Consider the following 17,917-nt stretch of genomic DNA (forward strand, 5'->3'; position numbering starts at 1 on the left):
CCGGGCTGGCCAGCCGGGCAAGGCCAGGTTCGGCGACACAATGCCTCCGCCGAACCTGAGGCAACCCCCTCTCAGCGCAATGCCTTCACATCCCCGGCGGTAACCGCCCCCGCCTGGTTACCCCAGCTGGTCCTGATGAAGTTCACCACCTCGGCAACTTCCTGGTCGCTCAGGCGCCAGCCAAACGCTGGCATGGTGAAGTTCGACGGTGCGGTGTGCGTCGCCGGCACCGTACCGCCTGCCAGCACCACATGGATCAGCGAGGTGGCGTCCGCCGTCTGCACCACCGGGTTGCCGGCCAGGGCCGGGAACACACGGGTGTAGCCCTGGCCATCGGTTCGGTGGCAAGCGGCACAGTTGTCGATGTACACCGCGGCGCCAGGCTTGCTGTCGTCACCGCGCCACAGGGCATCGGCCACCTGCTTGTCGTAGACATGCGGCTGGTCGTTCGGGTCGCTGGGCGGCAGGGTCTTCAGGTAACGGGCAATTGCCGTCAGGTCGGCATCGGTCATGTATTGCATGCTGTGCTCGACCACGTCGCTCATGCCGCCGAACACCGCACTGCGGTCACTGCGCCCGGTCTTGAGAAACTGCACCAGCTCGGCTTCGCTCCAACTGCCCAGGCCGTCCTTGTGATCGCCGCGCAGGTTCTTGGCGATCCAGCCCTCCAATGGCGCGCTGCCGGCAAGGAACTGCTTGCCCTCGGCCGGGCTCAGCGCCTTTTCCTGCATGGTCAGCGCCCGCGGGGTGTGGCAGGCACCGCAATGCCCCAGGCCTTCGACCAGGTACGCGCCACGGTCGACCACCGGGTCAGCCGCTGCCGAGGCTTGCCAGGGCGTTGCCGCAGGCGCGAACAGGCCACGCCAGATGGCCAACGGCCAACGCATGCTCAGCGGCCAGGGAATATCGGTAGCCTGGTTGGGCTGCTCCACCGGCTCGACGCCCTTCATGAAATAGGCGTACAGCGCCTGCATGTCCTGCTCGGTGATCCGCGCGTACGAAGGGTATGGCATGGCCGGGTACAGGGTGCTGCCGTCCTTGCCGATGCCTTTGCGTACAGCCTGGTCGAAGTCTTCGAAGCTGTAATGGCCAATGCCACTGGCGGACGGGGTGATATTGGTGGAGTACACCGTGCCGATAGGTGTTTGCATCGGTAGGCCACCGGCGAAGGGCTTGCCCCCCTTGGCGGTGTGGCAGGCCACACAGTCACCGGCGCGGGCCAGGTATTCACCCTGGCGCACCTGCGCATCCTCAGCGGCAACGGCCTGGCCAGCCACGCCGGCGCCCAGTAGCAGGGTTGCGATCAACATTGTCTTCATGCTCATCGCTCCTCAAGCCTGGACCAGCGGGCCGGGGTTTTTCAGGTACTGCTCACGAATGGCCCGAGCCGACCAGTAGGTCAGCGCCGCCACCAGCCCGGTGGGGTTGTAACCCAGCCCCTGGGGGAATGCAGATGCCCCCGGAACGAACACATTGTGTACATCCCAGCACTGCAGGTAACGGTTGAGCGCGCTGGTTGTCGGGTCGGTGCCCATTATCGCGCCGCCGTTCAGGTGGGTGGTCTGGTAGCTGGCGGTGTTGAAGTGGTCCTTGACCTTCTTGCCCAGCACGGCAATGGCCTTGGGGTTCATCGCCTGGGCAATCTTGCTCAGCTTGTCGACCATGAACTGGTTCATCTTGATGTCGTTTTCCTGCCAGTCGAAGGTCATGCGCAGCAGTGGCTGGCCGTAGGCGTCCCGGTAGGTCGGGTCCAGGTCCAGGTAATTGCCACGGTAGGACTGGTGGGCGCCGTGGGCGTCCATCGACACCTGATGGGTGTAATAGTCGGCCGTGGCCTTCTTCCAGGCGCTGCCCCAGGCCGGGGTGCCAGGCGGGTTGGCAGTACCGGCGATGGGCCGGCTGCCAGCCTGGTTCACCCACATTGGCGAGCCACCGACGAAGCCATGCGGGCCATGGTCGAAGTTGTCGGCGTTGAAGTCATCGATGGCAATGCCATTGCCACCGGCGCCGATGAAGTTGTTGGTGTAGGTGTCCTTGTCGAAGAACGCCTTGACCGTGCCCATGTTCTGGTAGGCAAAGTTGCGCCCGACCACACCCTCGTTGCTCACCGGGTCGTAGGGTTTGCCGATACCGGAAAGCAGCATCAAGCGCACGTTGTTGAACTGGAACGCCGCCAGGATCACCAGGTCGGCCGGCTGCTCCACCTCGCGCCCCTGGGCGTCGATGTAGGTCACGCCGGTAGCCTTGCGCTTGCTGTCGTCCAGGTTCACCCGCAGCACATGGGCGTTGGCCCGCAACTCGAAATTCGGCACTTGGCGCAGCGCTGGCAGAATATTCACATTCGGCGATGCCTTGGAATACATGTAGCACACGTAGCCGCTGCAGAAACCACAGAAGTTGCACGGCCCCATCTGCGCGCCGTAGGGGTTGGTGTAAGGCCCTGACGTGTTGGCCGAAGGCAGGTTGTAGGGCTTGTAGCCCAGGCTGCTGGCGGCCTTTTCGAACAGCCTGGCCGACACCACGTTCTTCTGCGCCGGCAGCGGGAACGGGTTGGAACGGTCGGGTGCATAAGGGTTGCCACCCCGCCCCTCACCTACCAGCTGGCCCTTGACCGTCCAGGCCTGGCCAGAGGTGCCGAACACTTTCTCGGCAAAGTCGAAATACGGTTCCAGCTCTTCGTAGCTGACGCCGAAGTCCTGGATCGTCATGCCCTCGGGGATGAACTTGCGCCCGTAGCGCTCCTCGTAATGGCTGCGCAGGCGCAACTCGACCGGGTCTACCCGGAAATGCACACCCGACCAGTGCAAGCCTGCCCCACCCACGCCCTTGCCAGGCAGGAAGGCGCCCAGTTGGCGGTTGGGCAGTGCCACGTCGTTCACGCTATGGCGAATGGTGACGGTTTCTTTCGACACGTCGACGAACAGCTTCTTGCGCACGCTGTAGGTGAGCTCGTCGATTACCTGCGGGTAGCTACCCTCCGGGTAGGTGTCCTGCATCGGCCCGCGCTCCAGGGCCACCACCTGCAGGCCGGCTTCGGTCAACTCCTTGGCCATGATCGCACCCGACCAGCCAAAACCGACAATGACGGCATCCACCTTTTTCAAAACAGTCGCCATGCCTCAGGCCCTCTCGCCGCGGATCGATACAGCCGGGAACGGGTACGGCTCGTTGCGCTCCACCCAGTCCATGAAGTCGGCGCGCGCGCCCGGGAAGCCGATCTGGGTCCAGCCGACCATGCCCTTGTTGCCGCCATGAATCGGGTCACAGAAGAACCCCTCACGGGTGTTCTGCACCAGCAGGCTGAAGAATACCGTGGCCGGTACTGCCTCGAATGCCAGCTCACCCGCCTCGACCTTGCCGAGTATCCGGTCCTGGGTAGCGCTGTCTTGGGCAGCGAACACTTGCCCACTGTTGGCCTTGCACCAGCCATCCACTGCGGCGATGCCCAGGCGGTAGATCTGCTGCGGGTTCAACTGCAGTTGATAGCCCAGTTCGGGTGGGGCGTCGGCGTTGAACGGGCCTTGCATGTACCACTGGGCCCCGGTCGCGTAGGGGGTATTCATCTGCCGGTCTATGAACTCGGCGGCCCCGGCTTCAAGCGCACCGGGCCCGAGGGCATCGGCAGGGATGATGCGCGCTACGGCGGCCTGCACGAAGGCCCATTCCTCGGCACTGAAGAAGGTTGGCTGGTACGTGCCCGCCGGTGGCGCTGCCGGCACCTTCGGTTCCTGCTGCGGCGCGGCCAGCAGCTGGCTGGCACCTGCCCCGAGCCCGGTGCTGGCGACGGTCACCACGGGGATCAAGGTCAAGGTCTTGCGCAGAAAGTCCCTGCGCGGGTTGTCGGGAGCATGCTCGGGCATGGTGAATCCTCATCGGCTGCGGGCGGCCTTATAAGCGCCATCTGGTGTTGTGCGGGCGGGTCTTGTTGGGCCTTCAAAAAGACAGCCGAGTAATCTAGCGCGTTCAGAAATCTTTTGAAACCGGTTTCAATCTTGACATTGCGACCACGGGTATTGAGCCGCGCATAGGCCTGGGCGACGAAGCCCAGTACAATGGGCCTACCCCATTCGATAACCAGGCCATGATTCAGTCCGACCTCGACCTGTTCGGCCCTCAGCCACAACGCCTGGCAAGCGAAACCGTGCTGTTGCCCAGGTTTGCCTTGGGCGATGTCGAACCACTGCTCGACGCGTTGCGCCCGGTACTGCGTGCCGCACCGTTTCGGCACATGCACACGCCCGGCGGGCTGCGCATGGCGGTGGCGCTGAGCAATTGCGGCACACTTGGCTGGGTCAGTGATGCACAGGGTTACCGCTACAGCCGTTCGGACCCGCTGACCGGCCAGCCCTGGCCTGCCTTGCCGCCGATATTGCTCACCCTGGCCAACCGCGCTGCCGCCATGGCCGGTTTCGACGGTTTCACCCCGGACGCCTGCCTGATCAACCACTACCTGCCGGGCACACGTTTGAGCCTGCACCAGGACCGTGACGAGCACGATTTCGGCCAACCGATCGTTTCACTGTCGCTGGGCCTGCCGGCGGTGTTCCTGTTCGGCGGGTTGCAGCGGGCCGACAAAACCCAGCGCATAGCCCTCAGCCACGGCGATGTGCTGGTGTGGGGCGGCGAAGACCGCCTGCGCTTTCATGGCGTACTGCCGATCAAGCCCGGCGTGCACCCGCGCATGGGCGAGCGGCGCATCAACCTCACCTTGCGCAAGGCGGGCGGCTAGGCTTTGTCGGGCCTGTGCCACACAGGCATGAAACAGGTTGAACGACTGGCCACCCCAAGGTTCAGAGCATAATTACAGTGCTGCCCGCCAGGAGTCCGTCATGCCTTGCCAGACCTGCCGCCCTTGCCGTAATCAACGAGTCGAATCCCTATGAGGATGCCCGGCCGTGCACCCAATGCCTCACTGCAACTGGACTACGTTCGCGATACCCTGTTCGGGCCGGTTGCGCAGTCCGTGGAATGCCAGTGCCAACTTGCGCCCTTGAATCTGCAGGGCCGCGCGGCCCTGCGTGTACACATCTGCCCACCGCTCCCGCACAAGGTCGAGCGTGCCCATAGCGTGGCGTTCATGTGGGACGGTCGCAGCTACCATGGGGTCGTTCGCGACAAGGGCAAGTGTGGCGATGGCGGGTTGAACCTGCTGGTGGAACTGCAGTAGGCGATCTACGGCTGGCGGCTGCGCGCAGCCCTTCCCCCGCCAGCCAAGGGCTGGGCGGGGTTCGCGCACTCGCATCAGGCGATGGACTTGAGCGGTGCAGGCGGGCGGTCACGCAGGGTATGCAATTGCTCCACCAGGTTCAGCACATCGCGGCAGCTGTTGAGGCTGCGCAATGGCACCCCGCTGAGGGTGCAGCACTCATCGAGGCTCTGGCCCTGACCGAGCCGGATGGTCAGGTTGGCACCATCGGTACAGCTGATTTCACAGCGATCTGGCAGGCAAGCATGCTCGATCAACTGCCGCAGCTCGAGCATGGAAACTCCTATCAACGACATGGTACGACCCTCTCGGTGGGATGGCCTGTTGTGAGGAAGTACGCCCTCGTGGGGCTGGGTGCCAATTGATAATGCGCATGCCGCGGCGGGCGTCCATGCGCCGGGGCAATGATGATGCGGGGAATCCTCTAGCACCTTAGTGGAAGATCGCCTGCAGGGATCGGGTGTTCGGTCGCAGCAACGGACTTCACGACGAATGGTTACGCAGGGCTTCGGTGGAGGCCGGCACCAGCCCCATGCCCTTCTACTGCTGCAACTGGCCAAACCGCCCGGCGTGGAAGTCGTCGAACGACTCGGCAATCTCCGCCTGGCTGTTCATCACGAACGGGCCGTAACCCACGATCGGCTCGTCGATAGGCTCACCGCTCAGCAGCAACACGCTGGCACCTTCGAGCGCTTCGACCCGTACATCCGCCTGCTCGCGGTCGAACAGCACCAGGCTGGACGGCCCGGCTTCGCGCTCACCATTGACCCGCACGCGACCGCGCAATACCACCAGCGCCGCGTTGCGCCCGGCGGCCACCGGCAACGCCAAGGCAGCGCCATTGTTCAGGCGCAGGTCCCAGACGTCCATGGCCGTGAAAGTGCGCGCCGGCCCCTGGTGGCCTTGGTAATCCCCGGCTATCACCCGCACACTGCCGGCCTGGTTAGCCAGCGCTACCACCGGGATATCGCTGGCCAGCAGCGTCTGGTAGCCCGCCGCCGCACGTTTGTCGCGAGCCGGCAGGTTGACCCACAGCTGCACCATCTCCAGCATGCCGCCCCGCTCGGCAAAGGCTGGCGAATGGAATTCTTCATGGATGATGCCGTTGGCGGCGGTCATCCATTGCACATCGCCCGGCCCGATCAGGCCGCCGGCACCCGTGGAATCGCGGTGCTCCAGCTCGCCCTGGTAAACAATGGTCACTGTCTCGAAACCACGGTGCGGGTGCTGGCCAACGCCGCGCCGAGCCTGGGTTGGGGTGAACGCATGCGGGCCGGCATAGTCCAGCAGCAGGAACGGGCTGATATGGCTGGCCAGGTGGTCATAGGTGAACAGGCTGCGGACCGGGAAGCCATCACCCACCCAATGGGCGTGGGGGCTGTGGTGGATACCCAGAATGGTTTTCATGAGAAGGCTCCTGTTTCGGTTTGGATCACCTTATCAATGATGACAATCTGCCGGTAGAGGGCTTTAACGGCCCACATCGTTCCACCTACAGAACAATCACCGCTGCAAGAAAGCCAGCACCTGCTCGGCTGCCATCGCCGGGTCTTCCTGCATGAAGCAGTGCCCACCGGCGACCTCCTGCGCACTGATGCTGGCATTCAGCGACACCAAGCGCTGCACCGAGCGTGGCACGAACGGATAGGTGTGCTTGCCATAGATCACGTGGGTCGGGGTATTGATTGCACACAGGCTGGCCCACATGCGCTTGGGGAACGAGCTGAAGATTTCCACTTCGCGGCTGGGTCGGCACTTGAGCACCACGGCCTCGCCGCAATCGCCGATGGCATGCTCGACATACGCCTGCAACGCCGCATCGGCCCAGCCTTTGAAGATGCCCCGGCCCTGCAGCGAAGCCAGCGCCGCTGTGCGATCAGGCCAATGGCTGCGGCGGCTGGCGGCTTTGCGCGCCAAGGCATGACGCTGGTGCAGGCCAACCAGCGCCGCGGCGCCCATCACGCCGAGCATTCGGCGGCTGAACAACACCGGATCGAGCAGCACAGCACGGCCGAACAACTGCGGGTCACTGGCCAACATCAGCCCGGTCAACACGCCGCCGAAGCTGTGGCCCACGGCAAACCGGGCCACCTCGCCGTATTCGCCACGGCCCGCTTCGAAGGCCTCCACGGCCAGCGCCGCCGTACGGTTCCAACCCAGAAACGCCCCGCCATGGTCACTGTCACCGTGCCCTTGCACATCACATAGCCACAGGTCGAAGTGTTCACCCAGGCGCATCAGCAACGGCTGGTAGGCCAAACAGCAAAAACCGTTGCCATGCAAGAAATGCAGCAGTGGCTTGCCGCTGGCCGGGGTTCGCCAACCACGCAAGGTGAAGCCTTCGGCGCATTCATGGGACCAGGGAATCAACTGCATGGGTTTACGGCACTCGCAATGCTAGGGAAACACCGATTCTACAAATAGCAGCGGGTACAGTGAAATCACCAGCAGCAGGGCCATCAGGACATTGAACAGCATCAGCCAGCGCGGGTTCTGCAGCAGGTTGCGCAAGGCGCTGCCGAACATCACCCACACGCCCACGCTCGGCAGGTTGACCAACGCGAACACTGCGGCAATGACCATTACATTGGTCACGTAGCCTTGCGCCGGGGTGTAGGTGGTAATGGCCCCCACTGCCATTACCCAGGCCTTGGGGTTGACCCATTGGAATGCGGCTGCGCCCCAGAAGCCCAGCGGCTTGCGCGCGCCAGGCGAGGCAGCATCCACAGGCCCGGAAGTGGCAATTTTCCAGGCCAGGTACAGCAAGTAGGCCGCGCCTGTGTAGCGCAATACCGTGTACAGCGGCGGCCAGGCCTTGAAGACTTCACCCAGGCCCAGGCCGACCGCCAGCACCATGACCATGAAACCGCAACTGATACCCAGGGCATGGGGTACCGAGCGGCGCACGCCGAAGTTCACGCCCGAGGCCAGCAGCATGGTGTTGTTTGGACCTGGCGTGATCGAAGATACAAAGGCGAACAGCACGAAGGCGCTCAGCAGGTCGACAGAGGCAAGCATGGCGGGCATTCCACTTTCATTGAGGGTGCTGCCACACTACCGGAGTCGTCCTCCTCGGCGACCAATACAGTTAAAACAAATTATGCAGATACACTTCACTGTACTGCCATCCTGGATCAAGGAAACCGTCTCATGAGCCTTTCCATTCGCCCTGCCGCGCCTGCCGATGCCGCGCAGATCCTCAACTTCATCACCGAGCTGGCCGAGTACGAGCGCGCGCGCCACGAGGTGGTCGCGACCCTGGCCGATATCGAGCACAGCCTGTTCGGTGCAGGCAGTACCGTGCACAGCCTGATCTGCGAACGCGATGGCCAGGCGATCGGCTTTGCCGTGTATTTCTACAGCTACTCCACCTGGCTGGGGCGCAACGGCATCTACCTGGAAGACCTGTACATCACCCCCGAACAGCGCGGTGACGGGGCTGGCCGCCAGTTGCTGCAGCACATCGCCCGCGAGGCGGTGGCCAACAACTGTGGGCGCCTGGAGTGGAGCGTGCTGGACTGGAACGAGCCGGCAATCGGCTTTTATCAGAAGCTGGGCGCCGAGGCCCAGGATGAGTGGGTACGCTACCGCCTGGACGGGGACAAGCTGGCGGCATTCGCGCGGGGCTAACGGTTGCTCCACCCGGCCCAGGCACATGCGCAGCCCACCGGGTAATTGACGCCAGGGCCGCCCCATGCTCTCCTTACGCCTCACGTTCAGGTGCCCCTTCATGGGGTGAAACGGGAAACCGGTGCGTCGCAGGCCCTGACCAGGGCCCGACAATGCCGGTGCTGCCCCCGCAACGGTAAGCGAGCGAAGCGTCTGTACCACTGTGCCATGTAGTGCGGCATGGGAAGGTGACGCTTGCCAGGAGCCCTGCTCCTCCTCGCAAGCCCGGAGACCGGCCTGGCGTTCATGAACAACCCGCGGTGGGCGGGCGCTGTTGCATTCCCCTGGGTAACCGCGCCCGGGGCTGCCGCGCCTGCCCATTGCCCACAAAAAGCAGAGGAACGCGTCATGCCCGTCGCCAGCACCAAGCCACACAGCCTTGCCACCCCCGCTACCCTCAGCCAGCGCGTCATCATTGCCGTCGGTGCCAGCTTGCTGGGCCTGTGCCTGGTCTACTTCGCCGGGTTCTCGCACATCGAGGCGGTGCATAACGCCGCCCACGACACCCGCCACAGCGCCGCCTTCCCCTGCCACTGAGTACGCCCCCATGATCATGCGCATTGCCCGCACTGCGGGTTTCAGCGGGCTGCTCGCCGCCCTGCTGCTGACCTTGCTGCAAAGCTTCTGGGTGGCCCCGCTGATTCTTCAGGCGGAAACCTACGAGTCCTCGGCACCTGCCGCGCACCATGAGCATGGCAGTGAAGTGCCTGCCCATGAACACAGCGCCGAGGCCTGGTCGCCGGAAGATGGCTGGCAACGGGTGCTCGCCACCACGGGCGGCAACCTGGTGGTTGCCGTCGGCTTCGCCCTTGTTCTCGCCGCGCTGTACAGCTTGCGCGCGCCCACCCGCGCCAGTACCGGTGCCTTGTGGGGGCTGGCCGGGTTCGCCGTGTTCTGCCTGGCCCCGACCTTGGGCTTGCCGCCCGAACTGCCAGGCACCGCTGCAGCAGACCTGGGGCAACGCCAGGCCTGGTGGGTCGGCACCGCCAGCGCCACCGCGCTCGGCCTGGCCTTGTTGGTGTTCGCCCGCCACGGGCTGCTGAAAGTGCTGGGCGCGGTGCTGCTGGTAATTCCGCATGTGCTCGGCGCCCCGCAGCCCGAGGTTCACCAAAGCCTGGCCCCGCAGGCCCTGGAAACCCAGTTCAAGCTGGCCTCGTGGCTGACCAATGCGGCGTTCTGGCTGGCCTTGGGCCTGCTCAGCGCCTGGTTGTTCCGCCGTTCCAGCCAGGCCTGATGGGCACTTTCTATGCCGGTTTTGGCTGCCGCCGGGGTTGCCCGGCGGCCACCCTGCACACCCTGTTGTGCCAGGCCCTGGCCAACCACGGCCTGGCACTGGCAGACCTGCGCGGCATCGCCAGCATCAGCCTGAAGGCTGACGAGCCGGGTTTGCAGCAGCTGGCCGAGCACCTGGGTGTGCCATTGGTGCTGTACCATAGCCAGCAACTGCACGCTTACCAGCCACTGCTCAGCCACCGCTCCGCCGCCGCCCATGCCCACACCGGGTGTTGGGGCGTGGCCGAGAGCACCGCACTGGCCCTGGCCGATCGGCAACAAGGCAGCCCACGGCTGTTGCTCAAGCGCCAGGTGCTCGGCCCGGCGACACTCGCCCTGGCCTGCTGAACGCGCCATACCCTTTTTTTGCAAGGACATTGCATGACCGTCTACTTCATCGGCGCCGGCCCCGGCGACCCCGAACTGATCACGGTCAAGGGCCAGCGGCTGATCCGCCAATGCCCGGTGATCATCTACGCAGGCTCGCTGGTGCCGGCTGCCGTGCTCGAAGGCCACCAGGCCAGTACCGTGATCAACAGCGCCGAACTGCACCTGGAGCAGATCATCGCAGCCATGCGCACCGCCCACGAACACGGCCAGGATGTCGCCCGCGTACACAGCGGCGACCCCAGCCTGTACGGCGCCATCGGCGAGCAGATCCGCCACCTCAAGGCACTGGGTATCGACTACCAGATCATCCCCGGGGTCACTGCCACGGCCGCCAGCGCTGCCCTGCTCGGCTGTGAACTGACCCTGCCGCAAGTGGCGCAGACCGTGATTCTGACCCGCTACGGCGACAGTTCGCCAATGCCACCCGGGGAACAGCTGGCCGACCTGGCCCGCCACGGCAGCACCCTGGCGATTCACCTGGGGGTCAAGCACCTGCCACGGATCGTTGAAGCGCTGCTGCCCCACTACGGCACCGAGTGCCCGGTGGCCGTGGTGCACCGCGCCACCTGGCCAGACCAGGACTGGGTGCGCGGCACGCTGGGCAACATCGTCGAGCGCAGCGCCGCCAAGCACTTCCGGCGCACGGCACTGATCCTGGTAGGCCATGTACTGGGGGATGCGCCGTTCGCCGAATCCGCCTTGTACCGTGCCGGTCACGCCCACCTGTATCGGCCTGGCGACTGAGCACGCCCAGGCTTGCCCTGCACAGGGTCGAAACCGCGCTGGCTGCGCCTGAGCGCCCTTTCCTGTCTGACATCACCACTGTGGCAGTGGTGATGTTTTTCCACTACTTGTAGGAATTTTCGACAAGTAATCCGGAAACTTTCAACACTTCTATACTCGGGATTACCAAACGTCAGGTTTGGCCGTATGGTGCTGCGCTTCCGATTAACCCGCTTGCAAACGTATTCCTGAGTGTTCCAGGAAGCGGACCACATCCTGACAGGAGTTTTCCCCATGACAACCGTGCTGATCGTCGACGACCACCCTATCGTGCGGTTGTCGTTGCGCCTACTGCTCGAGCGTGAGCGCTTCCATGTCGTCGGCGAAGTCGGCAATGGCAGCGAGGTGGCGCAGGTGGCCCGTGAACTGCGCCCGGACGTGGTGGTGCTGGATATCGGCCTGCCTGGCCTGGACGGCATGGAGGTCATCAAGCGCCTTCAGTGCCTGGAGCCAACCCCCAAGATCATGGTGCTCACTGGCCAGGCCACCGACTTGTACGTGCGCCGTTGCCTGGATGCCGGTATCGGCGCGTTCGTCACCAAGGAAGAGGACCACGAGGCCCTGCTGTTCGCCCTCAAGGCGTTGGTGAAGGGCTATTCGACGTTTCCGCAGATGTCGGTCAACAGCAACTCCCTGGAGAGCGAACCGGTGCGCCTGGCCAGCCTTTCCAACCGTGAGATGGAAGTGCTGCGGCGCCTGGCACGCGGCGAGAACAACAAGAACATTGGAACCTGCATGAACCTGAGCGCCAAGACCATCAGCACCTACCGGGGCCGCATCATGGAAAAACTCAAGACCGAATCGCTGGTCGAGATGGTCGACCTGGCCAAGCGCAATAGCGTCTACTGAGCGGCTGGCGAGCATGAAGTTCCTGCTGGCGAGCGCCTTCATGATCATCAGCCTGGCCAATGCCAGCGGGTTGCAGGCCAGCAGCGAACCCCGGCAGTTGTTGGCGCGCTCGGTCAGTGCTGCCGCGCCGCTGGCGCTCTCGGCCGAAGACCGCCAGTGGCTGCAGCAGCACCGGCAACTGGTGCTGGGCAGCTCGCGGCCGGACTACCCGCCCTTCGAGATCAATGTCAGCCCCCGTGACTACGAAGGCCTGAGCGCCGATTACGCCGGCCTGATCGGCGAGCAGCTTGGCATTGGCATCGAAGTGCGCCGTTTTGCCAGCCGCCACGAGGCCATCACTGCCCTGCATGAGGGGCGCATCGACCTGCTGGGCAGCTCCAACGCCTTCGAGGCAGCAGACGCCCACCTCAGCCTGAGCTCACCCTATGCCGACGACCTGCCGGTGGTCGTGACCCGGGAGGGGCGCAGCCTGAAGGGCACGCCCGACCTGGCCGGCCTGCGCCTGGCCATGGTTGATCACTACCTGCCCGCCAATACCGTACGCAGCCTGTACCCCAAGGCGCAACTGAGCCTGTACCGCTCCACCCTGGCCGGGCTGGCCGCTGTCGAACTGGGCGAGGCCGACGCCTACCTGGGCGACGCCATCAGTACCGACTTCATGATCGGCAAAAGCTTCCAGGGCACGTTGAAGATCGACCACTTTTCCCCGGCCGCCCCCGAAGCGTTCGCGTTCGCCCTGTCCAGCGACAACCTGCACTTGCGCCAGCTGGTCGACAAGGCACTGGCCCGCATCAGTGAAAGCGAACGGCTGAACATCCTGCGCCGCTGGAGCGGTGGCAATACCAGCCTGTTGTTGCAGCGCCACCTGACGGCCCTCAGTGCCGAAGAGGAAACCTGGATCGCCGAGCACCCCGTGGTCAACGTGCTGATCAACACATCACTGGCGCCCTTGACCTTCAACGACGCCCAGGACAACGCCAACGGCATCACCCTGGATCTGCTCAAGCAGATCGGCTTGCGCACTGGGTTGCAGTTCAAGACCGTTGAAAGCACATCGGCCTACCACATGGTCGAGCGGCTGAACCAAGGTGATGCGCTGATGATCGGCGCCTTGGGCTACGGCGCAGACCGCGCCAGGCAACTGCGCTACACCCGGCCTTACCTGGTCAGCCCAAGGGTGTTGGTCACCCGCAGCGACACCACCGCACCCGCCCCTTTGAAGGCCCTGGACGGCCAGCGTATCGCGGTGGTCAAAGGCTCGCCGCAACGCGCCTTGCTGCAGCAACGCTACCCGCAGGCCCGCCTGGTCGAGGTGGACAACCCGCTGGGCCTGATGGAGGCCGTGGCCAATGGCCGTGCCGACGTCGCCCTGAGCAACCACATCAATGCGGCGTACTACATCAGCCATGTATTCAAGGACCGCCTGCGCATTGCCAGTGTGCTCGATGAAGACCCGGCCCTGGCCGCCTTCGCCGTGGCCGCCGACCAGCCCCAGCTCCAGGCCATTCTCGACAAGGCACTGCTGAGCATTCCGCCTGAAGAACTGGCGCAGTTGATCAACCGCTGGCGCACCAGCTCACTGGTCAGCGACAGCCCGTGGCGCGACTACCGCACCCTCGCCCTGCAAGTGCTGGTGCTGTCGGCGCTGCTGCTGGCCGGCGTGGTGTTCTGGAACAGCTACCTGCGCAAGCTGATCAACCAGCGCACCGAGGCTCAACACGCCCTGCAGGACCAGCTCGCGCTGAGCCGCGGGCTGCTGGAGCAATTGCGCCAGGCCAAGGACGACGCTGAACAGGCCAGCCAGACCAAAAGCACGTTCCTGGCCACCATGAGCCATGAAATCCGCACCCCGATGAATGCCGTGATCGGGTTGCTGGAACTTGCGCTGGAGGACTGCCGTAGCGGCCGCAGCGATATCCATACGCTGCAGACGGCCCATGATTCAGCGCTTGGCCTGCTGGAACTGATTGGCGACATTCTCGATATTTCCCGGATCGAGTCCGGGCACATCACCCTGCAACCCGTGCCCACGGACCTGCGCGAACTGGTGCGCGCCACCTTGCGCGTGTTCGAAGGCAACGCCCGGGCCAAGGGCCTGCACCTGCACGGCGAACTGCCCGCTGAACCGGCCTGGGTGCTGGCGGACCCGCTGCGGCTCAAGCAAATCCTGTCGAACCTGATCAGCAACGCCATCAAGTTCACCGACCGTGGCGAGGTGCAGGCCAACCTGCTTCTGCCGGTTATCGCCGGCCATGACATGTTGCCGGTGGAGCTGGATGTGCGCGACACCGGCATCGGTATCAGCCCTGCCGACCAGGCCCGCCTGTTCAATGCCTTTGTCCAGGCCGACGGCCCCAGGGCCCGCCAGGGCGCAGGCTTGGGCCTGGTCATCAGCCGCACGCTTGCCGAGCTGATGGGCGGCACGCTGAAGCTGCAAAGCGTCGAAGGCGTCGGCACCCGGGTGCAAGTGAACCTGCAGCTGCCCACCTGCGCGCCCCCGGCAGCCGTGCCCGAGGACCCGGCCCAACTGGAAAACAGCGACGGCCCTTTGAATGTGCTGATCGTCGACGACTACCCTGCCAACCTGCTATTGCTGGAACGGCAATTGCACACCCTTGGGCACCAGGTGAGCCTGGCGCAGAACGGTGAAGTCGCCTGGGGCCGCTGGCAAGCGGGGCGCTTCGATGTGGTGATCACCGATTGCAGCATGCCGGTCATGGATGGCCATGAACTCACCCGGCGCATTCGCCAGTTCGAGGCCGAGCGCAGCCTGCCCAGGTGCCGGATTCTGGGCATCACCGCCAATGCCCAGGCCGAGGAACGTACCCGCTGCCTGGCCAGCGGGATGGACGTTTGCCTGTTCAAGCCGATAGGTTTGCGAACCCTCAAAGCCCACCTGCCCCAGGCCCGCCCACCTGCGCCAACAGCGCGCGCGGGCGGCTTGAACCTGGATGAGCTACGCCACCTGACTCAGGACGACGCGCAGCTCACCAGGCATTTGCTCGAGCAACTGTCGATCAGCGTTGGTGAAGACCTGGCGGCCCTGCATGCGCTGGCGGCGGACGCGCCAAAAGAGGCGCTGCGTGCCTTGGCCCACCGCATCAAGGGCGGTGCCAAGATGATCAGGGTACGCACCGTGGTCCAGGATTGCGAAGCGATCGAAGCGGCCCAGGCGCAAGGCTCGCCGACCGACGAGCCGCGCGCACGGCTGCAAGCCAGCCTGCAGGCCCTGCTGGACGATATGCGTGCTGCGCTCAATGCAATTGCAGCGTCGAACTGATCTGGCTGATGGCATCGACCACGTGCCTTGAGCCTTGCTGAATCTCCATGATCACCGTGCCGGCTTCATTGGCCAGCGCCACGCCATGGCCGGTGCGGTTCAGGCTTGACTGCATGCTGGCCACAGCCAGCAGCGACAGGTCGTGGTTCTGCCGCACCACATCGACGATTTCCAGGGTAGCCTTGCTGGTGCGCGCGGCCAGGTTGCGCACCTCGTCGGCGACCACGGCAAAACCGCGCCCGTGTTCGCCGGCACGGGCGGCTTCGATGGCCGCATTCAGCGCCAGCAAGTTGGTCTGGTCGGCGATACCACGAATGGTCAGCACAATCTGCCCGATCACATCCGACTGTTTGCTCACCGCATCGATGCTGCGCGCTGCGTCGTTGAGCTCCACGGAAATCTGCTCGATCACCTGCACGGTCTGCTGTACCACTTCGGTGCCTTTGCGCGCGCAGGCATCGGTCTGCACCGAACTGGCATGGGCCGCATCGGCGGCACTTTGCTGGGTACAGACCTGGTCGGTGATGTCGCTGGCGAACTTGACCACCTTGTACAGGCGGCCCTTGCTGTCGAAAATCGGGTTGTAGGAGGCTTCCAGGTACACCGTCTGGCCTTGCTTGTTCACCCGCTCGAAGCGGTGCGAGTGGTATTCGCCACGGTTCAGCGAGGCCCAGAACTGGCGGTACTCGGCCGACTCACGCTCGTGCGGCAGGCAGAACAGGCCATGGTGGCGGCCTACCACCTCGTCGAGCCGGTAACCCATGGTGTCCAGGAAGTTCTGGTTGGCCTTGATCACCCGCCCTTGCGGGGTGAACTCGATCACTGCCATGGCGCGGCTGATCGCCTTCAGCAGGCTTTCGCTTTCATGCTCAAGGGCGACGCGCTGACTGATGTCGGACGCCACCTTGATCACGCTGCTGACCTGGCGCTGGGCATCCAGCACGGGCATGTAGCTGGCCTCCAGCCAGACTTCACGGCCGGCCTTGTCGACGCGCTCGAATGTGCCGCTGATGGCCTTGCCCTGGCCGAGCTCATGCCACAGTTGCTGGTACTCGGCGCTCTGGGCATAGCCCGGCTCACAGAACAGCCGGTGGTGCTTGCCGCGCAGCTCTTCAGCGCTGTAACCCATGGCCTGGCAGAAGCGGTCGTTGGCGTCGAGAATGGTGCCATCCGGGGCGAATTCGACCATTGCCATGGAGCGACTGATGGCAGCCAGTTTGGCCTGTGCGTCGGCCAATGCCTGATGGCTGCGCTGGATCTCGACCAAATCGGATTTGCGATGGAAATCGAACATGACGCCGGGCCTCCTTTATGCGCGGTTTCATGAGCATAGATGGCCGTATGCGCGGTGCAAGCACAGTGCCATCGCTTTGTGATTACTCCATTTCTGTTACGCCGGCATGTCGCCAGGGCGTGGTCAACGCCATTGCACAGGGGAGCGAATCAGGTACTTTCCCGCACCATCAGCTCAAAACCCAGGTCCTGTTGGGCACTGGCCACCCGTTTGCCGTCCAGCAACGCGAGCAAGGCCTGGGCCGCGCCCCGACCGACGGCAGCCCGCGGGGTACGGATAGACGTGAGGCGCGGCACCATGTGCGCCGAAGCCGGCAGGTCGTTGAAGCCCACCATGGCCACCTGGCGAGGCACCTCCACACCTTGGCGCAACGCCTGCAAGACAGCGCCCTGGGCCAGGTCGTCGTTGCAGAAGAAGATGCCGTCCACATCCGGGGCCTGCTGCATCAGGCGGCTGAACAGTGTGCTGCCCAAGGCAATCGAAGAAGGCTCCGGGGCCAACACTTCCAGTTCCGCAGCGTGCAGGCCCGCCTCGGCCAGGGCCTGGCGGAAGCCCTCGGCCCGCTGCATCACCCGCGGGTCGAGTTGCGCGGCTATGAATGCCAGGCGCTTGCGCCCGCGCTCGATCAGGTGCCGCGCGGCAGCCCGCCCCGCCTGCTCCTGGGAAAACCCGACCGATACTGCCCCCGGCTCGCCCTTGAGCTCCATCATGTGCACGCAGGGTACACCGCTGGCGGCCAGCATCTGGCGGGCCGCATCGCTGCGCTCGAACCCGGTCAGCAACATGCCGCAGGGCTGATAGGCCAGGTAATTGCGGATCAGGTTCTCTTCTTCGGCCAGGTCATAGTGATAGTTGCCGATCAGCACCTCGAGCCCACGCGGGCGCATGACGTCGTGGATGGCCTCCAGGGTATCGATGAACAGCTGGTTGGACAGCGACGGGATCAGCACCACGACAGACTGGCTGCGCGCCGAGGCCAACGCCCGGGCCGCAGGGTTGGCCACGTAGCCCAGGCTGGCGGCGGCAGCCATGACCTTTGCGGCCAGCTCTGGCGCAACCGTGCTCACGCCGCGCAGCGCGCGCGAAGCGGTGATCGGGGAAACCCCGGAAAGCCTGGCCACTTCAGCCAGGGTAGGACGACCTGTGGTACGGGAGCCGGTGCGGGACATGGATG

At 64.5% G+C, this 17,917-nt stretch carries 18 protein-coding genes, 1 pseudogene and 1 riboswitch; of the genes and pseudogenes, 9 read left to right on the forward strand and 10 right to left on the reverse strand.

All coding sequences use genetic code 11. The features are described 5' to 3' along the window. Positions 1–71: 71 nt before the first annotated feature. The 3 genes from AACG97_RS14490 to AACG97_RS14500 are packed head-to-tail and all read right to left on the reverse strand — an operon-like array spanning position 72 to position 3,860. Positions 72–1,319 (reverse strand): cytochrome c, encoded by a 1,248-nt coding sequence (locus tag AACG97_RS14490; protein WP_009682278.1) that lies wholly within the window; start codon positions 1,317–1,319, stop codon positions 72–74. Between the two features lie 12 nt (positions 1,320–1,331). After that, positions 1,332–3,116, reverse strand: coding sequence for a GMC family oxidoreductase (locus AACG97_RS14495; RefSeq protein WP_115294320.1), 1,785 nt, complete (start codon positions 3,114–3,116; stop codon positions 1,332–1,334). Positions 3,117–3,119: 3 nt separating this feature from the next. Further along, positions 3,120–3,860, reverse strand: a complete 741-nt coding sequence (locus AACG97_RS14500; protein ID WP_009682280.1) for a gluconate 2-dehydrogenase subunit 3 family protein — start codon at positions 3,858–3,860, stop codon at positions 3,120–3,122. A 221-nt stretch (positions 3,861–4,081) separates the two neighbouring features. Here AACG97_RS14500 and alkB point away from each other — a divergent pair, with 221 nt between their 5' ends. Both alkB and AACG97_RS14510 read left to right on the forward strand, forming a co-directional pair. Next, positions 4,082–4,729, forward strand: a complete 648-nt coding sequence (gene alkB / locus AACG97_RS14505; RefSeq protein ID WP_009682281.1) for a DNA oxidative demethylase AlkB — start codon at positions 4,082–4,084, stop codon at positions 4,727–4,729. A gap of 150 nt (positions 4,730–4,879) precedes the next feature. After that, the gene (locus tag AACG97_RS14510) at positions 4,880–5,167 is read left to right on the forward strand and encodes a hypothetical protein (RefSeq protein WP_029885118.1); all 288 of its coding nucleotides are present in this window, start codon (positions 4,880–4,882) and stop codon (positions 5,165–5,167) included. Positions 5,168–5,241: 74 nt separating this feature from the next. Here the strand turns inward: AACG97_RS14510 and AACG97_RS14515 are convergent, their stop codons facing one another. The 4 genes from AACG97_RS14515 to AACG97_RS14530 form a co-directional block, all read right to left on the reverse strand. Continuing rightward, on the reverse strand, positions 5,242–5,502 hold the full coding sequence (locus AACG97_RS14515) for a DUF1652 domain-containing protein (protein ID WP_033690293.1): 261 nt from the start codon (positions 5,500–5,502) through the stop codon (positions 5,242–5,244). Positions 5,503–5,746: 244 nt separating this feature from the next. After that, a complete protein-coding gene (locus AACG97_RS14520) occupies positions 5,747–6,613 on the reverse strand; it encodes a pirin family protein (protein WP_225786395.1) in 867 nt (288 codons plus the stop codon). 96 nt (positions 6,614–6,709) lie between these two features. After that, a complete protein-coding gene (locus AACG97_RS14525; protein ID WP_029885121.1) occupies positions 6,710–7,582 on the reverse strand; it encodes an alpha/beta fold hydrolase in 873 nt (290 codons plus the stop codon). A 21-nt stretch (positions 7,583–7,603) separates the two neighbouring features. After that, the gene (locus tag AACG97_RS14530; RefSeq protein ID WP_009682286.1) at positions 7,604–8,233 is read right to left on the reverse strand and encodes a LysE family translocator; all 630 of its coding nucleotides are present in this window, start codon (positions 8,231–8,233) and stop codon (positions 7,604–7,606) included. A gap of 123 nt (positions 8,234–8,356) precedes the next feature. On the opposite strand from AACG97_RS14530, the gene AACG97_RS14535 reads away from it, so the two are divergent. The 7 genes from AACG97_RS14535 (at position 8,357) to AACG97_RS14565 (ending at position 15,449) form a co-directional block, all read left to right on the forward strand. Beyond that, positions 8,357–8,836 carry a GNAT family N-acetyltransferase gene (locus tag AACG97_RS14535; RefSeq protein ID WP_029885123.1) on the forward strand — a complete coding sequence of 160 codons (480 nt, stop codon included), beginning with the start codon at positions 8,357–8,359 and terminating at the stop codon, positions 8,834–8,836. Positions 8,837–8,907: 71 nt separating this feature from the next. After that, positions 8,908–9,130: riboswitch (cobalamin riboswitch) on the forward strand. 93 nt (positions 9,131–9,223) lie between these two features. Continuing rightward, positions 9,224–9,412, forward strand: a complete 189-nt coding sequence (locus AACG97_RS14540; RefSeq protein ID WP_009682288.1) for a CbtB domain-containing protein — start codon at positions 9,224–9,226, stop codon at positions 9,410–9,412. Between the two features lie 10 nt (positions 9,413–9,422). Next, positions 9,423–10,109, forward strand: a complete 687-nt coding sequence (locus AACG97_RS14545) for a CbtA family protein (RefSeq protein ID WP_009682289.1) — start codon at positions 9,423–9,425, stop codon at positions 10,107–10,109. Next, positions 10,109–10,495, forward strand: a complete 387-nt coding sequence (locus tag AACG97_RS14550) for a cobalamin biosynthesis protein (protein ID WP_009682290.1) — start codon at positions 10,109–10,111, stop codon at positions 10,493–10,495. Before AACG97_RS14545 ends, AACG97_RS14550 begins: the two co-directional genes overlap by 1 nt. Positions 10,496–10,528: 33 nt before the next feature. Then, positions 10,529–11,281, forward strand: coding sequence for a precorrin-4 C(11)-methyltransferase (gene cobM, locus AACG97_RS14555; RefSeq protein ID WP_029885125.1), 753 nt, complete (start codon positions 10,529–10,531; stop codon positions 11,279–11,281). 273 nt (positions 11,282–11,554) lie between these two features. Continuing rightward, complete coding sequence (locus tag AACG97_RS14560; protein WP_009682293.1) at positions 11,555–12,169, forward strand: response regulator transcription factor; 615 nt, start codon at positions 11,555–11,557, stop codon at positions 12,167–12,169. A 13-nt stretch (positions 12,170–12,182) separates the two neighbouring features. Beyond that, entirely contained in the window at positions 12,183–15,449 is a 3,267-nt protein-coding gene (locus AACG97_RS14565) for a transporter substrate-binding domain-containing protein (protein ID WP_197885253.1), read from the forward strand. On the opposite strand, the gene AACG97_RS28055 is transcribed toward AACG97_RS14565, so the two are convergent. The 3 genes and pseudogenes from AACG97_RS28055 to AACG97_RS14575 all read right to left on the reverse strand — a co-directional run bounded on the left by AACG97_RS28055 (position 15,424) and on the right by AACG97_RS14575 (position 17,912). Continuing rightward, the gene (locus tag AACG97_RS28055) at positions 15,424–15,918 is read right to left on the reverse strand and encodes a methyl-accepting chemotaxis protein (protein WP_370593812.1); all 495 of its coding nucleotides are present in this window, start codon (positions 15,916–15,918) and stop codon (positions 15,424–15,426) included. The two genes, AACG97_RS14565 and AACG97_RS28055, sit on opposite strands and share 26 nt — an antisense overlap. Positions 15,919–15,960: 42 nt before the next feature. Beyond that, positions 15,961–16,743 (reverse strand): annotated as a pseudogene (locus AACG97_RS28060) (PAS domain-containing protein); the annotation flags it as partial. Between the two features lie 149 nt (positions 16,744–16,892). After that, positions 16,893–17,912 carry a LacI family DNA-binding transcriptional regulator gene (locus tag AACG97_RS14575; RefSeq protein ID WP_054913263.1) on the reverse strand — a complete coding sequence of 340 codons (1,020 nt, stop codon included), beginning with the start codon at positions 17,910–17,912 and terminating at the stop codon, positions 16,893–16,895. Between the last annotated feature and the right edge of the window lie 5 nt (positions 17,913–17,917).

The sequence above is a fragment of the Pseudomonas sp. Nvir genome, from assembly GCF_963778085.1.
Classification (GTDB): domain Bacteria; phylum Pseudomonadota; class Gammaproteobacteria; order Pseudomonadales; family Pseudomonadaceae; genus Aquipseudomonas; species Aquipseudomonas juntendi.

Excerpts from the sequence above, each read along its gene's own strand:
- AACG97_RS14490 (WP_009682278.1), bottom strand. The coding sequence starts at position 1,319 with ATGAAGACAATGTTGATCGCAACCCTGCTACTGGGCGCCGGCGTGGCT.
- AACG97_RS14495 (WP_115294320.1), bottom strand. The coding sequence starts at position 3,116 with ATGGCGACTGTTTTGAAAAAGGTGGATGCCGTCATTGTCGGTTTTGGC.
- AACG97_RS14500 (WP_009682280.1), bottom strand. The coding sequence starts at position 3,860 with ATGCCCGAGCATGCTCCCGACAACCCGCGCAGGGACTTTCTGCGCAAG.
- alkB (WP_009682281.1), top strand. The coding sequence starts at position 4,082 with ATGATTCAGTCCGACCTCGACCTGTTCGGCCCTCAGCCACAACGCCTG.
- AACG97_RS14510 (WP_029885118.1), top strand. The coding sequence starts at position 4,880 with ATGAGGATGCCCGGCCGTGCACCCAATGCCTCACTGCAACTGGACTAC.
- AACG97_RS14515 (WP_033690293.1), bottom strand. The coding sequence starts at position 5,502 with ATGTCGTTGATAGGAGTTTCCATGCTCGAGCTGCGGCAGTTGATCGAG.
- AACG97_RS14520 (WP_225786395.1), bottom strand. The coding sequence starts at position 6,613 with ATGAAAACCATTCTGGGTATCCACCACAGCCCCCACGCCCATTGGGTG.
- AACG97_RS14525 (WP_029885121.1), bottom strand. The coding sequence starts at position 7,582 with ATGCAGTTGATTCCCTGGTCCCATGAATGCGCCGAAGGCTTCACCTTG.
- AACG97_RS14530 (WP_009682286.1), bottom strand. The coding sequence starts at position 8,233 with ATGCCCGCCATGCTTGCCTCTGTCGACCTGCTGAGCGCCTTCGTGCTG.
- AACG97_RS14535 (WP_029885123.1), top strand. The coding sequence starts at position 8,357 with ATGAGCCTTTCCATTCGCCCTGCCGCGCCTGCCGATGCCGCGCAGATC.
- AACG97_RS14540 (WP_009682288.1), top strand. The coding sequence starts at position 9,224 with ATGCCCGTCGCCAGCACCAAGCCACACAGCCTTGCCACCCCCGCTACC.
- AACG97_RS14545 (WP_009682289.1), top strand. The coding sequence starts at position 9,423 with ATGATCATGCGCATTGCCCGCACTGCGGGTTTCAGCGGGCTGCTCGCC.
- AACG97_RS14550 (WP_009682290.1), top strand. The coding sequence starts at position 10,109 with ATGGGCACTTTCTATGCCGGTTTTGGCTGCCGCCGGGGTTGCCCGGCG.
- cobM (WP_029885125.1), top strand. The coding sequence starts at position 10,529 with ATGACCGTCTACTTCATCGGCGCCGGCCCCGGCGACCCCGAACTGATC.
- AACG97_RS14560 (WP_009682293.1), top strand. The coding sequence starts at position 11,555 with ATGACAACCGTGCTGATCGTCGACGACCACCCTATCGTGCGGTTGTCG.
- AACG97_RS14565 (WP_197885253.1), top strand. The coding sequence starts at position 12,183 with ATGAAGTTCCTGCTGGCGAGCGCCTTCATGATCATCAGCCTGGCCAAT.
- AACG97_RS14575 (WP_054913263.1), bottom strand. The coding sequence starts at position 17,912 with ATGTCCCGCACCGGCTCCCGTACCACAGGTCGTCCTACCCTGGCTGAA.